Genomic DNA, 20,269 nt, shown 5'->3' with positions numbered 1-20,269 from the left:
CCTTTACTATTTCTGATTTTTGCTTCCGTAAATGTCGGTCAAGGCTTGTAACTTTTTTTGATAAGCTATACCTGCCTTTAACGTCTCATTTTCATTTCTAAGTCTTTCAAGTTCTTCACGTTCATTTTCATTTAAAGGTAAATTTTTATTATCTGATTTAGATCGTTTTTTAGTCATAGTGTGAGATCGTCCCTTTTGTTTATTATCTATATCAAGACGACACTTTTCATCAAATTGATGTTGCCAATTGGCAATGATAATAGGATTAATAATTCTAAAGTGATTCGCAGTATCTTGATAAGACAACATATTTTCTTGTCTAAATTTTAAAACAGATAATTTAAATTCGCTAGTATAAACAGTATTTCTACTTTTTATTTCTAAACCTTCTTCTCCAAACTCTTTATATTGATTGACCCAAATCCGAAGGACAGACCAACTTGAAATACCATATTTTAAAGCAATTGTTCTATAACTTTGATGTCCTTCTAAATATTCTTTTACAAGTTTTAGTTTGAATTTAAATTCATATTTTTTCCTCATTAGAATGCACCCCAATATTTTGATTTGTTTAGTTCAAATATTTGGGTTCACATCAGACTTGGGCTATCTCTTGGCTTTATTCTGTACTTAAGCTAAGACTTGGGCTATCTCTTGGCTTTATTTAGGCGTTAAGCTAAGACTTAGTCAATTTTTTAAGTAATCAAAAATGTTCATTCCTAAAAAATCATATTATTTTTGAAAAGATGTGTGTTTACTCCATCTTTAACTCACATCTTCAACCAACTCGTGAGTTTACCACTTCTTTAACCCACATCTTCGCCGATTTCGTCCACTTTCCCAACACAACTCTAACCATCCCAAACAACATAACACCTTATATCAACGCTCAACACCCCAACCCAACTCACTCCATTCAACACAACACCTTCCCCCAATATGAAAAAACCAGCAGATACGCTACGTATCTGCTGGTTTCTCTTTATTTATTAGTCCCATAAGTTTTCTAATAGGTTTGTTTGGTTTCTATCTGGTCCTACTGAGAAGATAGAAATTTTAACATTACATAATTCAGAAATGCGTTCTAAATAACGGCGTGCGTTATCTGGTAATTCTTCTAATGAACGGCATCCTGTGATGTCTTCTTCCCAACCTGGTAGTTCTTCTAAGATTGGTTTACAACGTTCTAATTCGTTTAAGTTTGCTGGGTATTCAGTGATTTCAACACCGTCAATTTCGTATGCTGTACAGATTTTAGCTGTTTTTAATCCTGTTAATACGTCAATTGAGTTGATTGATAAATCTGTAATACCACTTACACGGCGTGAGTGACGTAGAACTACTGAGTCAAACCAACCTACACGACGTGGTCTTCCAGTTGTTGTACCGTATTCACGACCTACTTCACGGATATGGTGACCATCTTCATCAAATAATTCTGTTGGGAATGGACCGTCTCCTACACGAGATGTATAAGCTTTACATACACCAATTACTTTAGATACGTATGTTGGACCAACACCGCCACCTACTGTAACGTTACCTGCAATTGGATTACTTGAAGTAACGAATGGATATGTACCGTGGTCGATATCTAACATCACACCTTGAGCACCTTCGAATAATACTTTTTCATTGTTTACGAAAGCATCATCTAATAATTTAGCTGTGTCTGTTACATATTCTTTCAAACGTTGACCTGCTGCATAGTAAGTTTCAAAAATTTCTTCAAAAGTGAAACCTTCAGCGTTGAACATTTTTTCGAATAATTCATTTTTATATTCAAGATTTTCTTTTAAGCGTTTTTCAAAAGTTTCTTTATCTAATAAATCAGCCATACGGATACCGATACGTTGTGCTTTATCTACATAAGCTGGACCGATACCTTTTTTAGTTGTACCAATTTTGTTGTCACCGCGTTTTTCTTCTTCTAATTCATCTTGTTTAAGATGATATGGTAAGATGACTTGCGCACGGTTTGAAATTCTTAAATTGTCTGTTGCAACTCCGCGTTCATTTAAAGCATCTAATTCTTTCAATAAAGCTACTGGATCAACAACTACACCGTTACCGATAACACTTGATTTCTCTTGATAAAAAATACCTGATGGTACTAAATGTAATTTGTAAGTTTCTCCATCAAATTTAATTGTGTGACCTGCATTGTTACCACCTGAAAAACGTGCAATAACGTTTGCATCCTCTGCTAAGAAATCTGTAATTTTACCTTTACCTTCGTCTCCCCATTGCGTCCCAACGACTACGATTGATGACATGTGAGCACCTCCGCTTTTTCTCATTAACCATTAAGTATTCTATCAGTACTATCTTTAAATTGCAAACTAAAAACGAACATTGATTATGAGTGTTAAATTACAATTCTCATTCAAGCAAGAATTGCTAAAAAACACCTTAACCACAATATTTAAAAGGATTACAACCATTTTATTCATTTTCAAAAACACAAACTTAAGCACATAAGTGTTACTTTACATAAAACAAAAGACGTACATTTTTTCATAAAATACAATAAACGTACGCCTTTTAACTTAAAAACTTTTTTATCCAAATTCCATTCCGGCATGTTGATAGTCAATATCGGTGAATTTGTTATATTGTTTCATGAAGTGTAGTTTAACGGTTCCTGTTGGGCCGTTACGTTGTTTAGCGATAATGATTTCAATTTCACCATTCTCGTCTTGTGCACCCGCATCGACCGCTTCTCCGTCTTCATCTTCGCCACCTCTTGAGTAATAGTCATCTCTATATAAGAAGGCAATGATATCCGCATCTTGCTCAATCGAACCTGATTCACGAATATCACTCATCATTGGTCTCTTATCTTGTCGTTGTTCAACACCACGAGATAACTGACTTAACGCAATAACGGGACATTCTAATTCTCTTGCGATTGCTTTAAGCATACGAGAGATTTCTGATACTTCTTGTTGTCTATTATCTGAGCTACGAGATCCACTACCTTGAATTAATTGTAAGTAGTCAATCATGATCATATCTAATCCATGTTCTTGTTTGAGCCTACGACATTTAGCACGAATATCCGTAATTCGGATACCTGGTGTATCATCGATAAATATTTTCGTTCTTGATAGTTTACCTACTGCAACTGTAAACCTGCTCCAGTCTTCTTCAGTCATTGAACCTGTACGCAATCTATTTGAATCGACATTTCCCGTACTACATATCATACGTGTAGCAAGTTGATCGGCACCCATCTCTAAAGAGAAAATACCGACTGAATACAAGTCTTGGTGTGTTGCAACTTGTTGTGCGATATTTAATGCGAAGGCAGTCTTACCTACTGATGGACGTGCCGCAATAATGATTAAATCATTTCGGTTAAATCCCGCTGTCATTTGGTCTAAATCTCGATAACCAGTTGGTATACCTGGTGTTTGTCCGTTATTTTGATCGAGCTGTTCAGCATTATCAAACACAATACTTAATACATCTTTAATATCTTTGAAGCCTTCCGTACCTCTTGAAGCAGAAATTTCTAAAATTCTCTTTTCTGCATCTCCTAACAATGATTCTAAATCAAGTTCAGGATTATACCCATCTTCAGCAATACTATCCGCCACACGAATGAGTTGGCGTTTCACTGCATGTTTAAACACAATATCTATGTAGAAATGTATGTTTCTTGTTGTTGGGACATTATTTGCTAATTCTGCTAAATAGGCTGGACCGCCCGCTTCTTCTAATAATGATTCTGCTGCTAACTGATCCATCAATGTAACAGAGTCAATTTCTTTATTCTGTTCATTTAGCATTAACATCGCTCTAAATATGTGTTGATGATTTGCACGATAGAAAGCTTCAGGTATTAATGTTTCACCTGTTGAGTTAATCAGTTCAGGATCAATCAAGATTGCACCGATAACAGATTGTTCAGCCTCTATACTATGGGGCATTTGTTTTGGGTTCATCATATTATCCATACTGATTACTCCTTTCCATTTTAATAATTTTTATTATAACGCATTAAAATAGGTCGGTAAATCAAATACCGACCATTTTATTGATGCCTTTATTCTTCAACAACATGTACTTTTAATGTGCCAGAAACTTTGTTGTGTAGTTTAATTGGTACATTTGTATAACCTAAACTGTGAATACCATTTGGTAAGTCCATTTTACGTTTATCAACTTTGATTTTGTGTTGTTTATCTAATGCTTGCGTAATTTGTTTCGTACTTACTGATCCGAATAATTTACCGCCTTCACCTGTTTTAGCTGGAATTTTAACTTCTAATTCTTTAAGTTTTTCCGCAAGTGCTTTAGCATCTTCTATTTCTTGTTGTTTTAATTCTTCTTGACGTTTGTTTTGTTGTTCTAATTGTTTGAGGTTTCCAGGTGTTGCTTCTACAGCATAATTATTTTTGATTAAATAGTTTTGACCATATCCTACTGGTACGTCTTTAACTTCACCTTTTTTACCTTTACCTTTAACATCTTGTGTGAAAATAACTTTCATTATTCTTCCACTCCTTTATCATCTGATTCAACAACCTCAACTAATGCTTCGATTGCTTTTTCTACTGTTGTATTTTTCATTTGTGTTGCAGCATTGGATAAGTGGCCGCCTCCACCGAGTGCTTCCATCGTTAATTGTACGTTTACTTCTCCTAACGAACGGGCAGAAATTCCAATTGTATCTTCTGATCTTCGTGCTACTACATAAGATGCTTCTACACCTTCTAAGCCAAGCAATTCATCTGCTGCTTGTGCAACTGTAACGGGGTGATATGTTTCATGATCGTCGCCATGTGCAATTGCGACACCACCGCGGAATAATTTAACTGTCTTAATTAAGTCTGAACGTTTAATATACGTATCAATATCGTCTTTTAAGAAGTGCTGACAAAGAATCGTATCTGCACCATGACTTCTTAAAAAGCTCGCAGCATCAAATGTTCTTGATCCTGTTCTTAATGTAAAGTTACGTGTATCCACAATAATACCGGCTAACATAATCGTTGATTCGATTCTCGTTAAACGATGTTCTGTTGGTTGGTATTCTAACAACTCTGTAACAAGCTCAGCTGTCGAACTTGCATAAGGTTCCATATACACAAGTAATGGACTTGAGATAATACTTTCACCTCGACGATGATGGTCAATAACGACTTTTCTATTTGCTTTATTAAGCAAGTTCTCATCGATTACAAGTTCAGGTTTATGTGTATCTACGACAACGAGTGTTGTACGTGGTGTCATTTCATGCCAAGCTTCTTCTGATGTAATAAATCTTTCTTTCAAATCAGGCTTCTCGTCTATTTCAGCCATCACACGTTCTAATGTACTATCAATATCCGAATCGTTTAATACAATATATGATTCGAGATTGTTCATCTTCGCAATGCGTGATACACCGATTGCTGCGCCGATTGCGTCCATATCTGGTGATTTATGACCCATAATGATCACTTTGTCACCTTCAATTAAGATATCTCGTAAGGCATGAGATATCACTCGTGCACGTACTCTCGTTCTTTTTTCCATCGGGTCAGTCTTACCGCCGTAGAATCTCACGTTACCATTACTATTTTTAATGGCTACTTGGTCACCACCACGGCCGAGTGCTAAGTCTAAACTTGATTGTGATAGTTCACCTAATTCAATTAAGTTCTCACTACCTTCACCAATACCGATACTCAGTGTTAATTGGTGACCGAGGTCTCTTGTCTTATCTCTTAAATCATCTAATAAGTTGAACTTCAACGTTTCGATATCTTCTAATATACTCTTGTTTAATAGCGCGATAAATTGATCAGCACTATAGCGTTTAATAAACAATTGATAACGTGATGACCAGTCATCTATAACGCTTGTAATCAGACTATTGATTTCTGAACGTTGAGAGTCATTCATGTTCTGTGTAATTTCATCAAAGTTATCTAAAAAAATAGTTGCTATGATTGGTTTTTCATTTTCATATAATTCATATACACGGGAAGATTCAGTAATATCAAACAGATAAATAGAGTGTTCATCTTCAGTATAAGTGACTTTATATTTGTATGATCCTTCTTCAATCTCTACTTCTGAAGTATTTTCTAATCTTTTTAAGATATTTGGAAATACTTCGTTAATTGGTTCGTCTAAAACGTCTCGTTCTAATCGTTTATTAACAAAATTATTAATCCATTCGATATGATCATTTTTGTCTAATAATATGACACCTATTGGTAAGTCACTGACTGCACTTGTTTTACTTTTCGTAATTCTACCGGCTAAACTCCCAATATATAAATCTAATTTCAAAAAGCTCTGTCTAACAAAAAATATGCTTACTGCAATTAGAATTATCGTAGCAACCGTCGAAATAATCGCCCAAAATATTGAATTAAAAAAACTGAATACGACTAACACCAAAGCTAATATCATCATAATAATGTACGGAAATATTAGGGCTTTTTTAACAGATTGACGGTTCATAAACTCACCTCAATTTACTTTTTTATACGTTGTTTCAAGTTAAACCAAATGTCCATTAATCCGAATAAGTACGCAAACGGTTTAAATATAAATGCCATTACAAAGATGATGACACCTACTATAATTGGTAATTTTTTAACTTTTACAAATAAATGGAACAACGATAATGCTTGTATAAATATAACCCATTCTAACACAAATTGTAAGTTAGTGACTATGCCATACGCGACGACATTGTCTTGCGTGACAAACAAACTCACAAGTACTGTGATCACAAAAACAAATGCTACGCTTCTATTGATTTGCCACATAAATAATGGTCTGAACACTGGTGTTGCGACTTTGAATTTTCTTAAAATCGGAAACGTCACAACTAAATTCACAAGCACTAATAAGAATACCCACAATACTATATACCCAGGAATGCTCGCTTGTAATATTTCTAATGAAACTTGTAATGATTCTTCGATTTCAGTTGTTATATTGCCACCCATTTGGAAATATGACAGTAATACATCATGATACTGGCTAAAGAATTTGCTTGTTAAAGGTAAGTTTCCCGTAATTTGTAAAATTAACACACTACCTATCGTCAAAATACTCATAAATGTTGTCACTAAGTACAACATACGTTCTTTAGATGTACGCTCAATAAGTAACTGCCCAATAAATACACTCATAAAAATTACAAGTGTCATGGCAGTTAATAAGAATACATGATTAAATAGAACAGTTGCACATAACGTTATGACAACCGTCACAAAAAAGGACGGTTTAGAGCGATACCAAAGAATCGTTCCTGGTATCGTAATAAATGGTATGATCAATATTGCTAATAATGGTACAAAGTTTATAATAGCGGCACTTAGAACTAGTACAAGTGTTGCTATGATTGTCGCTTTTATGTCGACTTTAAAAGACAAATTTTTCACTTCCCAATCTAAATTAAACATCTTTCTCTATTTTACAGATTTTTATCTTTTAAAACAATGTAGGTGACTTTTAAGTTGATATCAGCGTACTTTAAATTTATATAATTTTAAGAAATGATAAACGTTAGGTGCCCAATCTCCAAAATTCAATAAAAAACCATCATGACCAACGTTGTCTTGTACATAGAAATGTCTGTGATATTTAAAGAATCGACCTAAAGCTCTTACTTGGTCATCTGGATATAATAAATCATCCGCAAATCCTAACGTTAATACTTTCGTTTCTAATTGACGTAGACGTTTCTCAACATCATCTCGTCCTCTAAATATGTCATGACTGTCTAATACATCTAACAATGTTAAATAGCAGTCTTTATCGAATACTTCTTTAAATTTATTGCCTTGATATTTTTGGTAGCTTACAACATCATCTGCAGAGAATCTTGATTCATAATCTTTACTTGAACGATACGTTAAAAAGCCAAGCTGTCTTGCGATGCTTAAACCGTCTTGTCCGTTCATATGAATAACTTGCCTAGCAATTTCATTAAATGCTCTACTATATGATGAAGTCTTCTCTGTCGCAGCTAATATGACTGCTTTTTTCACTTCAAACGAACCATCATAAAGCATTTCTAACGTTTGCATTCCACCTAAAGAACCACCAATTAATACGTCTATTTTTTCGTAACCAAATTGTTTCAATCCTAATATGTTTGCTCTCGCAACATCTCTCATCGTCAAATGTTCAGGGAAATCAGGTGTATTCAACCTTGAACTTGATCCATAAGGACTGCCAATTACATTAAATGTTATAAATTGATAATCATTAATTGAAAGGTAACCGCCATCTATAATTTCACGCCACCAACCTGCATGCTCATCATCACCATATGTTAAATGGTTGCCAGTTAACGCATGACAAACTACGACGAGTGGCTGGCCTTTATAACCCACATACTCATATTGAAGTTTCAAGTTATCAATCACTTCACCAGATTCTGTTTCAAAATGTCCAAGATCTACTATGCCTGTTTCTCGAGAAATAATCACATTAAAACCCCCTCTTATTTAAATTGAAAGACTTCTTACTCGTCAAAGAAGTAAGAAGTCCTCATCATCCTTATTATGCGAGTATACTCGTTGGTAGTAGCACCGTATCTGTTATGACCGGTTGCTGAAGTGTCGTCGGGCCAATTCCCTCAACTTCTCTGAATAAGCTTTGCTATGTAATTTATATTAAGAATACTAGAAATGAGCATTTCTTTCAATAAGTTAACGAATGAAATTAAAAGACTAATCTCACAATCGCCATAATAAACATACCGGCTATAACTGTAATCGTTAAACTTCTAAATATGAGTGCTATTAGAATCGTTGGTATCGCGACAATAATGCTCTCAAAATTAAGCGTAAATCCAGCATTACCTTCTTGATTCAACATACCTTCAAGTATTAATGCCGTAAAGAGACATACCGGCACATATTGTAACCACTTGATCACACTTTCAGGTAAATCCGCTTTTGATAACAATACAAAGGAGAAACACGGATAATCCAAGTTAAAACAAAACAACTTAACGTAATTAAAATTAAATACATCGATATACTCATTTATCAAACACCACCCCTACGACAGAAGCAATAATTGTCGACATAATAATAGATAAATAAGTTGGCATAAATAATGTCAGAATAAGCATGCATACAATCGTTAATAAAATTAAATAAAGATATACTAAGACTTTGTTTTTATGTATCGTTTCAAACTGAGCAATTAATAAAAATATAAACATCGCTGTTAAAGCATAATCGAGGCCAAATATTTCAGGTTTAGGTATTAAGTTACCTACTAAACCACCAATAATAGATGTGACAATCCATAATAAATAAGCTGAAATATTTAAACCATGAATCCAAGCCGCATTGAGCGATTTCTCTTTCGCATATTTCGTAATCGCAACACCAAATGACTCATCCGTTACAAGTGTACCTATTCCTATATTCGACCAGAAACCATTACCTTTAAATGCTGGGACTAAAGCCAAACTTTGAAGAAACATTCTTGAGTTAACAAAAAATACCGTCAATAGAATTGCTGAAATAGGGGAGTGGATGGCGACCAACGCACATATAATAAATTGAGCAGCACCCGCATAGACAAAAATAGACAATAATGCAATTTCTAAAATAGATAAACCAGATGATATACCGACAATACCAAACGCTAGCGCAACACTAAAGTACCCAAGCATAGTAGGTATACAGTCTTTAACACCTTGAAGAAACAAACCTTTATTCGTAATACTCGTACTTGTCACAACGATGCCTCCAATCTACAGTTGAAGGTAAGTCTAACGTTTGTCTAACCTCAGTCTTACTTACCTGTAAAGAATTTTAATATGTTTTAGTTTTATCATACCTATATTACTTTATCAATAACACTTGATTAAATATTCGGAAAATAATTAAATAATTTGATATTTGATTGATCATTTGGATTTAGGTGGTCAAGTCTTCGTGTGTTACGCCCTTTTTTTGTACCCTAGCGCACGATATCTATCATTCTTCGTGCGTTATGCCCTTATTTTCCACCCTAGCGCACGATATCTTTCAGTGTATTATTCCCTATAGAGTAGACATTAAAAAAAACTAAAACTCTATAGGGGGTATTTTTATGTATAAAACTAGACTACCTGTTAAACTGTATCAGGAAATCTTCGATTTGCATGAAAAGGGTTATTCCTTTCAAAATATAATTGATAAGTTAAATTTAGATATTAGTGATAGTGTGATTCGATTTAAATATAAAGTGTATAAGCAACATGGTATAACAGCACTTATAAATAAGAATCGAAATAAAATCTATACACGCGAATTTAAAGAAAAAGTTGTTAAAGAATATCTAGAGACTAATAAGACGTATTCAGATCTAGCAGCCTATTACAATATTTCACATCATGCTACTTTAAAAAATTGGGTGGTAAAGTATACTGAAGGAAAGGAAAATAAATCTTATTTTCCATATCTGGAGGTAGACACTATGAATACTAGAAAAACAACATTTGAAGAGAGAATTGAAATAGCTAAATATTGTATTGAAAATAATAGAGACTTTAATAAGACAGCTGAAAAGTACCAAGTTAACTATTCACAAGTCTATAATTGGGTAAAAAAGTATGAAAAACATGGTGATATTGGTTTAGTAGATGGTAGAGGTAAAGGAAAACCAGTTGAAGCTTTAACTAGAGAAGAAGAACTTGAATTAAAAATAAAAGCACTTGAACAAAGAAATAAATTTCTCCAAATGGAGAATGAGGTATTAAAAAAGCAGGAAGAAATAGAGAGGCAGTTGATGAATCGAAAATCAAGCAAATAGCAGCATACAAGACAATCGAAGCATTAAAAGATAAGTATCCAATCAAATGGATATGCGCCGCACTTGAAATATCGAGAGCAAGTTATTATAAATGGAAAAACAGAGAGGTTTCAGAATCTGAAAGATTCAATAACGAATTAAAAGATGAGATTTTCAGGATTTATCATGAACATGATGGCATATATGGATATCGAAGAATTTATATTTATCTGAGATTATATACTAAATTCCAGGTTAATCATAAACGCGTATATAGAATTATGAAGAAGTATGGATTAAAAGTTGTCATTAGAAAAAAGAGAAGGCAATATAAACTTAGTAAGCCAGAAATCACTTCTCAAAATATCCTAAACAGAAAATTTACAACAAGTAAAGTTAATAAGGTCTGGTTAACAGATGTGACAGAATTTAAATTGAAAAATGGATCTAAAGTGTATTTAAGCGCTATTTATGATTTAGGTGCTAAGAAAGTCATCAGCCATGTAGTCTCATCTCAAAACAATAATAAGCTTGTATACGATACCTTTAACAAAGCCATAATTAAAAGAAATACCGAAGGCATTATATTTCATAGCGACAGAGGATTCCAATATACGAGTGTTCTATTTAGAGAGATGATTAAAAATGCTTCTATGAAGCAAAGCATGTCTCGTGTAGGTAGATGTATTGATAATGGTCCTATGGAAGGCTTTTGGGGGTTACTCAAATCAGAGGTATTCAAAGACAAATCTCAAACATTCAATGATATAAAACACGCCACAAAGCAAATAAATGAATATATAAAATTTTATAATTCTAAAAGAATTTCATTAAAAATGGCTGCGCTTATAAAAGCACAGCCAACATATTGATTACTTTTTTAGTGTCTACTTGACAGGGTTATGTTCAAAGTCTTCGTGCACTTATATTCATATCTCAATCCATATAAAAAACAGCAGAAATTCAATTGAATGAATTTCTACTGTTTGATTATATATATGAATTATTCACTTAAACCGAATTCTGCACTTGCTTCGAATTTAACATCTCTACCGATCATTACGCCACCAGTTTCTAATGCTTGGTTAAATGAAACGCCGTATTTTTCACGGTCGATTTTACCAGTTACTGCGAAACCTGTTACTGTTTCACCGTTTAATGGGTTTTTACTTACGCCGTTGAAATCAACGTCGAATGTCTCTTCGTGTGTTACACCAGCGATTGTTAAATCACCTGTAATTGAATCTTCACTGATTGATTTTGTTTCAAATGTAATATTTGGGTTTTCATCTGCACTAAAGAAGTCAGCTGATTTTAAGTGAGCGTCACGGTCAGCGTTTTTAGTGTTGATTGAATCTGCTTTTATTGTAACTGTTGCTTTTAATGTAGAAAGGTCATTGATATCTCCTGATACTTCTACGTTATAATCTTCAAAAGTACCTTTAACGCGAGATACCATTAAATGTTTTACTGTAAATTCTAAACTACTGTGTGCTTTGTCGAAATTGAAATTTGTCATGTTTCAAAACTCCCTTTATTTATTTTGTATACTTAGTATATCAGATATAAAAATTATATTCAAGTGTTAAATCAAAAAAAGAGTAACCAATATATGATTACCCTTTTTGAGAGATTTAACTCATTTATAATTTAATTGTTTTTAAGCCACCCATAAATGGTACTAATACTTCAGGTACAGTGATTGTACCATCTTCATTTTGGTAGTTTTCAACGATTGCAGCAAATGTACGACCTACTGCTAAACCACTTCCGTTTAGTGTGTGTACGTATTCTGGTTTCGCATCTTTGTTTCGTTTAAATCTAATATTTGCTCTTCGTGCTTGGAAATCTGTCATATTTGAACATGAACTGATTTCTTTATAATCGTTGTAACTTGGTAGCCATACTTCTATATCATATGTTTTAGAGCTTCCAAATCCAATATCTCCTGTACATAAGTTCACAGTTCTGTATGGTAATTCTAAAGCTTGTAAAATATTTTCAGCGTGTTGAGTTAACTCTTCTAGCGCTTTAAATGAATCTTCAGGTCTTTCATATCTCACCATTTCAACTTTGTTAAATTGGTGTAATCTAATTAAACCTCTTGTATCTCTACCTGCTGATCCTGCTTCACTTCTGAAACATGCAGATTGTCCTGTAAATTTAATTGGGAATTGTTCATCTTGTAACACTTCATCACGATAGAAGTTTGTTAAAGGTACTTCAGCTGTTGGAATTGTATATAAGCCTTCTTTTTCTACTTTGAATAAATCTTCTTCAAATTTAGGTAATTGGCTTGTACCAAACATAGAATCTGCGTTTACAAGTTGAGGTACCATCATTTCAGCATAACCATGTTGCGTTGTATGCATCGTTACCATGAAGTTCATAAGTGCTCTTTCAAGTTGTGCACCTTGACCTGTTAAGAATACGAAGCGTGCACCTGATACTTTAGCAGCTCTTTCAAAGTCTGCCATTTTAAGACTTTCAACTAAGTCCCAGTGCGCTTTAGATTCAAAATCAAATTGACGTGGTGTACCCCATTTACGTACTTCTACATTATCATCTTCATCTTTACCGACTGGTGTTTCATCACTAATTAAATTAGGAATCCTTACTAATCTATACGTAACATCTTCATTTAATTGATTTAAATTGTGGTCGATTTCTTTAATTTGATCGCCAACTTGACGCATTTCTAAAATAACATCGTCTGCATTTTCTTTATTGCGTTTTTTCTGCGCAATTTCCCCGCTTACTTTATTACGTCGTGATTTAAGTTCTTCAGTTTGAGCGATGAGTTCACGGCGCTTTTTGTCTAATTCTAAAATTTCATCGATGACCTTTGGATCGTCACCTCTTTTAGCTACTTTATCTTTAACAAATTCCGGTTCAGACCTAATTAATCTAATGTCTAACATAATATTTCCTCCCTCTTATACTATAATTGTTTAAGAAAAAAGCACCACGTTCCTCGTTGTTACACAAGGGACGTGGTGCTTACGCGTTGCCACCCTATTTAACAGTTATTAAAAACTGCACTCTAAGTCATATAACGGTTTCTACCGATTGTTCTTCTTAAAAGGATAGATTCGTTTAAGTTTCATGTCTTGTTTGCACCAACCACAAGCTCTCTATACATGTACGCTTAAATTACTTATTCCTAAACAATATAGTTATTAAATTAACATAAATATATCAAATTGATATCATATTTTCAAGCTATACTTATGATTCAGTCAAGAGACCTGTATTTTCATAGACTTTTTTACCGTTAATAATCACTGTTTCGGCATGGTTTACACCGTAATGATATGGTAAATATTCATGGTTTGGAATATCCCATACGACTACGTCAGCTTGATCGCCAACTTCAAGAGTACCTGCTTCTGCATCAATTGCTTTAGCTGCGTTAACTGTAACAGCATTCCAAATTTCATTAGGCGTGAGTTTAAGCTTTAATGCCGCAATGCTCATTACAAGTTGAAGGTTATCTGTCACACAACTACCTGGATTGAAGTCAGTCGCAATTGCTACTGCACCATTATGATCAATCATACCTCTTGCATCTGCATATTGATCTTTACCTAAATAGAACGTTGTGCCTGGCAATAGTACAGCTACAGTGTCACTGTCTTTTAACGCTGCCTTATCTTCTTCACTAGAAGCTACGAGATGGTCTGCAGATATTGCACCTTCATCTATCGCTAACCCTAGTCCACCAAGTGGATCGATTTCATCAGCATGAATTTTAACTTTTAAACCTTTATCTTTTGCCGCTTGCATATAACGTCTTGATTCTTCAATTGTGAATACACCTGTTTCACAGAAGATATCCGCGAAGTCAGCTTTATCTTTCACATCATCTAATAAATCAATCATTTCTTGTAAGAATGTTGCATTGTCTTTCGCATCTTTAGGCACTGCGTGTGGTCCTAAAAATGTATGTTTCATTCGAATCGGTAAGTCTTGCGCTAATTGATGTGCAACATTTAATTGTTTTAATTCGGTTGTTTTATCTAAACCATAACCACTTTTAGCTTCAACAGTTGTCGTACCGAATTGAATCATTCTAATAATTTCTTTTTTAGATTTTTCGTATAGTGTTTCTTCACTTGATTCACGAGTCGCTTCAACCGTACTTAAAATTCCGCCACCTTGTTTCAAGATATCAAGATAACTTATCCCTTGTTGTTTAAGTGTCATTTCATGTTCTCTAGACCCGCCAAACACTAAGTGTGTATGTGCGTCTACTAAACCTGGTGATACGACTTTATGAGTGGCATCAATGACTTCTTTAGCTTCAAATTCTTCAGTATGTTCACCTGCATAAACGACTTTACCTTCATTTATAACAACTGTGCCATTCTTGACAATATTTAATTCATTTAAAACTTTCCCTTTAAGAGGTCCGTCAGTCTTCTTCGGCAAAATTAATTCACCTATATTTTGGATGATGATATCATTCATGGTTATCTTTCTCCTTTAACATTGGAATATCTACGTTTCTTTCTTTTGCAGTATCAATTGCAATGTCATACCCTGCATCAGCATGTCTTGCTACACCCATACCTGGGTCAGTTGTTAATACTCTACCTAATCTTCTATCTGCACGTTCACTACCGTCTGCTACAACGACCATACCAGCGTGTAATGAGTAACCCATACCTACACCACCACCATGGTGAACTGAAATCCAAGAACCACCTGCAGCTGTGTTGACAAGTGCATTTAAGATTGCCCAGTCACCTACAGCATCTGATCCGTCTTTCATTGATTCTGTTTCTCTGTTTGGTGATGCTACTGAACCTGAATCTAAGTGGTCACGTCCAATAACAATTGGTGCTGAAATTTCACCTTTTCTAACAAGTTCATTTAATGCTAATCCCATTTTTGCACGTTCGCCATATCCAAGCCATGCAATTCTTGAAGGTAAACCTTGGAAAGCAATTTTTTCACTTGCCATATCTAACCAGCGCATTAATTTTTCATCTTCAGGGAAGAGTTCGCGCATTAATTCGTCTGCTCTTTCAATATCTTTAGGGTCACCACTTAAAGCAGCAAATCTAAATGGTCCTTTACCTTCACAGAATAACGGACGGATATATGCAGGTACGAATCCTGGGAAATCAAATGCATTTTCTAAACCTTCATCAAATGCTACTTGTCTAATATTATTACCATAGTCAAATGCAACAGCACCATTTTTTTGGAATAATAACATTGCTTCAACGTGTTTTTTCATAGATGCTGAAGACAATTCTACGTATTTTTTAGGGTCACTTTCACGAAGTTTATCCGCTTCTTCAAGTGAATATCCTTCAGGCACATAACCGTTTAATGGATCATGTGCAGAAGTTTGGTCAGTTACGATATCAATTTTAAATCCTCTATTTAAGATTTCATGATGAATTTCAGCAGCATTACCTACTAAACCTATTGATAAAGGTTTACCCGCTTTTTTAGCTTCTTCTGCTTTTTCTAAAGCTTCATCTAATGAATCCGTCATAACATCACAATATCTTGTTTCGATACGTTTTTCAATTCTAGACGGATCGACGTCTACACAGATAGCGACCCCACCATTCATCGTTACAGCTAATGGTTGCGCACCACCCATACCGCCTAATCCAGCAGTTAACGTAATCGTACCTTCTAATGACCCTCCAAAATGCTGGTTCGCACATTCAGCAAATGTTTCGTAAGTACCTTGAACAATACCTTGAGAACCAATATAGATCCAGCTACCAGCAGTCATTTGACCGTACATCATAAGCCCTTTTTTATCTAATTCATGGAAATGTTCCCAGTTAGCCCATTTAGGTACTAATACAGAGTTTGATAATAATAAACGCGGTGCTTCTTCATGTGTTTTGAAAACAGCAACTGGCTTACCAGATTGAACAAGCATCGTTTCATCATTTTCTAATCTTCTTAACGTATCAACAATCGCGTCGAAACTTTCCCAGTTACGCGCTGCTTTACCAATACCACCATATACAACTAACTTCTCAGGATGTTCCGCAACCTCAGGATCAAGGTTGTTGTATAACATTCTTAGAACCGCTTCTTGCTCCCAACCTTTACACTCAATTTCCAAACCTTTTTTCGCTTTAATCGCTCTAGACATATTTCATTTCCCCTTTACTAAAAAATTAATAAACTAAACGGTATCGCAATTAATAAAGTAAGTGCGACACGGATAAACCAAATCACTACTAACTTCCATATTGGAATTTTGATATCTGTTGCTAAAATACAAGGTACCAAAGCAGAGAAGAATATAATTGCTGAGATACTCGTAATTGCTGTAACGAACTTCACTTCAATTGATGCTTTAACAACTAGAAGAGAAGGTAAAAACATTTCTATAATTGAAATTGTTGAAGCTTTTGCTAACAATGCTTTATCATCTATCGGAAAAATATAGATAAATGGATAAAATATATAACTTAACCAATCAATAATAGGTGTGAAATTAGCTAATACCAAACCTAGAAAACCGATTGAAAGAATAGAAGGTAGTATCGCCATCGTCATCTCTATACCATCTTTTAAGTTGGTCATAATATTTTTAAATAATGATAATGATTGCTGTGATTGTCTCTTCGCTTCTTCATAAGCTGTTTTAAAATAATTGCCTTGCACTTTTACCTCTTTTTGACCATCTTGGTTCTGATAATAAGCTTCCGATTCATTTGAAATCGGCGGTAGATGTGCAGAAATTGCAGTCACTGCAAATGTGATGACTAACGTCGACCAGAAGAACAAATTCCACATATCCATTAAATCTAGTGTTCTTGCGACAATAACCATAAATGTTGCTGATACTGTAGAAAACCCAGTCGCAATTATGACCGCTTCTTTCTTGTTATACATACCATCTTTATAAACTCTATTTGTAATCAATAATCCTAATGAATAACTCCCTACAAATGAAGCTACTGCGTCAATAGCAGACTTACCAGGCGTCTTAAATATTGGTCTCATAACAGGTTGCATAAAGACACCAATAAATTCTAAGAGTCCATAACCCACTAAAAATGATAATGCAATAGCACCTACTGGAATCAATATACTGAGTGGTAACATTAACTTTTCAAATAAGAACGGACCGTAGTTAGGCTCAAATAATAGTTTCGGACCAATTTTAAAGACATACATACACCCAATAATTGCGCCGATAATTTTGGCTAAAACTAAAATTAAATCTGTAACTGACTTTTTAAAATCCATTCTTATGATGGGTAATATTGCGCCAATCAATATAATGATTAGTGCGTAATAAGCAGTATATTCACCTAATAATGAACGTACGCCCAAATGTACGTGATCTACTAGTATCGTTTTATTTATACCAATCTTTATAGGTATAAAGAACAATACAATGCCTAACAAACTAAATACATAAAATCTCCACATTTCCTTACCTTTGTTGTTTTGTTGCTGATTTCTCATCACAACACCCCTTTGTTTGTATAATAACTATCTTAAATATTCACAAACTTTCTCTATATCATGATGGAATACTCTATCTTGTGTAATTGAAGGTACGATTGATCTTAGTTCTTCGTATTTTGCTTTTGTCTTCGGTGATAGTTTGTCTACACCTTTAATTTCTACTGCTTGTAGCGCGATAATACATTCTATAGATATAACTCTTCGTACGTTCTGTATGATTTGATATGCATGTCTTGCGCCTATTGTTCCCATTGATACATGGTCTTCTTGGTTTGCAGACGATGGGATTGAATCCACACTTGCTGGATGTGCTAATGTCTTATTCTCTGATACGAGTGACGCTGCTGCGTATTGCATGATCATTGCACCACTTTGTAAGCCTGGCTCTGGACTTAAGAATGCTGGTAATCCGCCATTGAGTTGTGGATTAACTAATCTTTCAAGTCTTCTTTCTGATACATTCGCTAACTCAGCGACCCCTATTTTCAAGAAATCTACGGCAAATGCTATTGGCTGTCCATGGAAGTTACCGCCTGAGATTACGAGTGTTTCATCATCGTTATCAAATATTAATGGATTATCATTTGCTGCGTTCATTTCTAATTCTAATTTTTCTTTTACATAATTTAATACTTGGAAGCTTGCGCCGTGTATTTGTGGTATACATCTCAATGTATATGCATCTTGTACGCGTACTTCACCTTGTCTAGTTGTTAATTTAGAACCTTCTAACCAATTTCTCATACGCTCTGCTACTTCAACTTGTTCATTAAAGTTTCTGACGATATGCACGTGCTCATCATATGCGTCTACAATACCGTTTAATGCTTGATGTGTTAATGCAGCAATCCATTCTGCATGATATGCAATATTTTCAGCTTCAATATATGCAATCACACCTTGAGATGTCATCGCTTGTGTACCGTTTATAAGGGCTAATCCTTCTTTCGCTTGTAACGAATGTGGTTCCAATCCTACTTCGTGTAAGACTTCTTTCGCATTTCTAGTTTCACCTTTATAATGGACGTCTCCTTCACCAATTAACGCTAAAGCTAAGTGAGATAATGGTGCTAAATCTCCTGAAGCACCTAATGATCCTTGCTCAGGTATGACAGGAATAATTCTTCGATTGATAAATTCTACTAATAATGAAACAAGTTTTTCTGTTACACCTGAATGGCCTTTTAACATTGTATTTAACCTTAAGACCATCATGATTAATGACACATTATCTGGAAAAGGTTTACCCGTACCACATGAATGAGAACGGATTAAATTGACTTGTAAATCGTTGTATTTTTCTTTTTCTATTAATACATCACTAAATAATCCGAAACCAGTCGTAATACCATAAATCGTTTCTTTATTTTTAATGATTTTTTCTACTGTTTCACGACTTTTTCTGACATTAACTAACGCTTCTTCCGAAATGGATATTTGACCATCTTCTTTCAAGAATCGTTTAATGTCTTGAATTGTTAAATCTTTACCATTCAATACTAAGTTCACTGAAAACACTCCTTTTTAGGACACAAAAAAATACAACAAATCAAAATTTGTTGCACCTTTCTTATATCTAATATCTAGTAGGTGTTTCTATGTCTTATATATGATTGATACCTAACCCAATTGTTTCATGTTCTTTACCTTTTATAGGTGCTCCTATTGTACCGTACAAACTCACAGCTATCCATTCACCTTCTGCTTTATCTTGATAAGGATAACCTCTAACTATTGAAAACTTTAAGCCAACCGTTCGCATAATTTCACCAATAGATAATTCACCTCTTGTAATACCATTCACCGCTTCTAAAATCGCATGGTATAACGCGTGTGTTTCTCTATACTGACTTTCCGAAATAATCCCTTGTCTTCTAGCCGCTGTTTCAACAGATGCAATGATTTTATTTAAAGACATTGTGCCAATTTTGCCTACAATAAATTGCATATCATGACATTGAGGCATTAATTGCTTTGCCGTTTGCTCATCTGTGATCGTTAATAACGTAGCGTACTTTCCAATTGATATTTGTTCAGTCATGTGAAAGCTCCTATC

The 20,269-nt window shown here is 34.5% G+C and carries 17 protein-coding genes, 1 riboswitch and 1 other annotated feature; of the genes, 1 reads left to right on the top strand and 16 read right to left on the bottom strand.

Going from position 1 to position 20,269, the window contains the following annotated elements; genetic code table 11:
* Positions 1–6: 6 nt before the first annotated feature.
* From MUA60_RS00145 to MUA60_RS00105, 9 genes are all read right to left on the bottom strand, one after another.
* Positions 7–543: a transposase gene (locus tag MUA60_RS00145; RefSeq protein ID WP_262648361.1), complete on the bottom strand. Its 537-nt coding sequence runs from the start codon at positions 541–543 to the stop codon at positions 7–9.
* 446 nt (positions 544–989) lie between these two features.
* Positions 990–2,276, bottom strand: coding sequence for an adenylosuccinate synthase (locus MUA60_RS00140; protein WP_262649045.1), 1,287 nt, complete (start codon positions 2,274–2,276; stop codon positions 990–992).
* Between the two features lie 285 nt (positions 2,277–2,561).
* On the bottom strand, positions 2,562–3,962 hold the full coding sequence (gene dnaB, locus MUA60_RS00135; protein ID WP_262649044.1) for a replicative DNA helicase: 1,401 nt from the start codon (positions 3,960–3,962) through the stop codon (positions 2,562–2,564).
* An 89-nt stretch (positions 3,963–4,051) separates the two neighbouring features.
* Entirely contained in the window at positions 4,052–4,498 is a 447-nt protein-coding gene (rplI, locus tag MUA60_RS00130) for a 50S ribosomal protein L9 (RefSeq protein WP_037589493.1), read from the bottom strand.
* Positions 4,498–6,462 carry a DHH family phosphoesterase gene (locus tag MUA60_RS00125; protein WP_262649043.1) on the bottom strand — a complete coding sequence of 655 codons (1,965 nt, stop codon included), beginning with the start codon at positions 6,460–6,462 and terminating at the stop codon, positions 4,498–4,500. Before MUA60_RS00125 ends, rplI begins: the two co-directional genes overlap by 1 nt.
* Positions 6,463–6,476: 14 nt before the next feature.
* Positions 6,477–7,394 carry a DUF2232 domain-containing protein gene (locus MUA60_RS00120; protein WP_232158594.1) on the bottom strand — a complete coding sequence of 306 codons (918 nt, stop codon included), beginning with the start codon at positions 7,392–7,394 and terminating at the stop codon, positions 6,477–6,479.
* Positions 7,395–7,475: 81 nt separating this feature from the next.
* Entirely contained in the window at positions 7,476–8,444 is a 969-nt protein-coding gene (gene metX, locus MUA60_RS00115) for a homoserine O-acetyltransferase MetX (RefSeq protein ID WP_262650530.1), read from the bottom strand.
* Positions 8,445–8,514: 70 nt separating this feature from the next.
* A riboswitch (SAM riboswitch) is annotated at positions 8,515–8,616 on the bottom strand.
* Between the two features lie 66 nt (positions 8,617–8,682).
* Positions 8,683–8,898, bottom strand: coding sequence for an AzlD domain-containing protein (locus MUA60_RS00110; protein WP_262649042.1), 216 nt, complete (start codon positions 8,896–8,898; stop codon positions 8,683–8,685).
* 106 nt (positions 8,899–9,004) lie between these two features.
* The gene (locus MUA60_RS00105) at positions 9,005–9,649 is read right to left on the bottom strand and encodes an AzlC family ABC transporter permease (RefSeq protein WP_262650528.1); all 645 of its coding nucleotides are present in this window, start codon (positions 9,647–9,649) and stop codon (positions 9,005–9,007) included.
* 422 nt (positions 9,650–10,071) lie between these two features.
* On the opposite strand from MUA60_RS00105, the gene MUA60_RS00100 reads away from it, so the two are divergent.
* Positions 10,072–11,624 (top strand): IS3 family transposase gene (locus tag MUA60_RS00100; RefSeq protein ID WP_262649040.1). Its coding sequence is split into 2 segments (ribosomal slippage): positions 10,072–10,746 and positions 10,749–11,624, totalling 1,551 coding nucleotides; the frame shifts between segments, so codons are not numbered across the junction.
* A 131-nt stretch (positions 11,625–11,755) separates the two neighbouring features.
* On the opposite strand, the gene MUA60_RS00095 is transcribed toward MUA60_RS00100, so the two are convergent.
* The 7 genes from MUA60_RS00095 to hutP all read right to left on the bottom strand — a co-directional run bounded on the left by MUA60_RS00095 (position 11,756) and on the right by hutP (position 20,254).
* Positions 11,756–12,271: a YceI family protein gene (locus MUA60_RS00095; RefSeq protein WP_025906249.1), complete on the bottom strand. Its 516-nt coding sequence runs from the start codon at positions 12,269–12,271 to the stop codon at positions 11,756–11,758.
* 124 nt (positions 12,272–12,395) lie between these two features.
* Positions 12,396–13,673 (bottom strand): serine--tRNA ligase, encoded by a 1,278-nt coding sequence (gene serS / locus MUA60_RS00090; RefSeq protein WP_262649039.1) that lies wholly within the window; start codon positions 13,671–13,673, stop codon positions 12,396–12,398.
* A 63-nt stretch (positions 13,674–13,736) separates the two neighbouring features.
* Positions 13,737–13,932, bottom strand: a binding site (T-box leader).
* A gap of 48 nt (positions 13,933–13,980) precedes the next feature.
* Positions 13,981–15,222 carry an imidazolonepropionase gene (gene hutI / locus MUA60_RS00085; RefSeq protein WP_262649037.1) on the bottom strand — a complete coding sequence of 414 codons (1,242 nt, stop codon included), beginning with the start codon at positions 15,220–15,222 and terminating at the stop codon, positions 13,981–13,983.
* Complete coding sequence (gene hutU, locus MUA60_RS00080) at positions 15,215–16,882, bottom strand: urocanate hydratase (RefSeq protein WP_262649036.1); 1,668 nt, start codon at positions 16,880–16,882, stop codon at positions 15,215–15,217. The genes hutI and hutU overlap by 8 nt, the downstream gene beginning before the upstream one ends.
* A gap of 17 nt (positions 16,883–16,899) precedes the next feature.
* Positions 16,900–18,210, bottom strand: a complete 1,311-nt coding sequence (locus MUA60_RS00075; protein WP_262649035.1) for a YjiH family protein — start codon at positions 18,208–18,210, stop codon at positions 16,900–16,902.
* A gap of 27 nt (positions 18,211–18,237) precedes the next feature.
* Complete coding sequence (hutH, locus tag MUA60_RS00070) at positions 18,238–19,722, bottom strand: histidine ammonia-lyase (RefSeq protein WP_262649033.1); 1,485 nt, start codon at positions 19,720–19,722, stop codon at positions 18,238–18,240.
* Positions 19,723–19,816: 94 nt separating this feature from the next.
* On the bottom strand, positions 19,817–20,254 hold the full coding sequence (gene hutP, locus MUA60_RS00065; protein ID WP_037589484.1) for a histidine utilization transcription antiterminator HutP: 438 nt from the start codon (positions 20,252–20,254) through the stop codon (positions 19,817–19,819).
* Between the last annotated feature and the right edge of the window lie 15 nt (positions 20,255–20,269).

Origin of the sequence: Mammaliicoccus sciuri (assembly GCF_025561425.1) — a bacterium.
GTDB classification, from domain to species: domain Bacteria; phylum Bacillota; class Bacilli; order Staphylococcales; family Staphylococcaceae; genus Mammaliicoccus; species Mammaliicoccus sciuri_A.
Note: the sequence above shows the minus strand (reverse complement) of the source record. Positions and strands in the feature narration are given on the sequence as shown.

What these genes read in the sequence shown, in the direction of transcription:
- MUA60_RS00145 (WP_262648361.1), bottom strand. Translation starts at nt 543, where the DNA reads ATGAGGAAAAAATATGAATTTAAATTCAAACTAAAACTTGTAAAAGAA.
- MUA60_RS00140 (WP_262649045.1), bottom strand. Translation starts at nt 2,276, where the DNA reads ATGTCATCAATCGTAGTCGTTGGGACGCAATGGGGAGACGAAGGTAAA.
- dnaB (WP_262649044.1), bottom strand. Translation starts at nt 3,962, where the DNA reads ATGGATAATATGATGAACCCAAAACAAATGCCCCATAGTATAGAGGCT.
- rplI (WP_037589493.1), bottom strand. Translation starts at nt 4,498, where the DNA reads ATGAAAGTTATTTTCACACAAGATGTTAAAGGTAAAGGTAAAAAAGGT.
- MUA60_RS00125 (WP_262649043.1), bottom strand. Translation starts at nt 6,462, where the DNA reads ATGAACCGTCAATCTGTTAAAAAAGCCCTAATATTTCCGTACATTATT.
- MUA60_RS00105 (WP_262650528.1), bottom strand. Translation starts at nt 9,649, where the DNA reads ATGCTTGGGTACTTTAGTGTTGCGCTAGCGTTTGGTATTGTCGGTATA.
- MUA60_RS00095 (WP_025906249.1), bottom strand. Translation starts at nt 12,271, where the DNA reads ATGACAAATTTCAATTTCGACAAAGCACACAGTAGTTTAGAATTTACA.
- serS (WP_262649039.1), bottom strand. Translation starts at nt 13,673, where the DNA reads ATGTTAGACATTAGATTAATTAGGTCTGAACCGGAATTTGTTAAAGAT.
- hutI (WP_262649037.1), bottom strand. Translation starts at nt 15,222, where the DNA reads ATGAATGATATCATCATCCAAAATATAGGTGAATTAATTTTGCCGAAG.
- hutU (WP_262649036.1), bottom strand. Translation starts at nt 16,882, where the DNA reads ATGTCTAGAGCGATTAAAGCGAAAAAAGGTTTGGAAATTGAGTGTAAA.
- MUA60_RS00075 (WP_262649035.1), bottom strand. Translation starts at nt 18,210, where the DNA reads ATGAGAAATCAGCAACAAAACAACAAAGGTAAGGAAATGTGGAGATTT.
- hutP (WP_037589484.1), bottom strand. Translation starts at nt 20,254, where the DNA reads ATGACTGAACAAATATCAATTGGAAAGTACGCTACGTTATTAACGATC.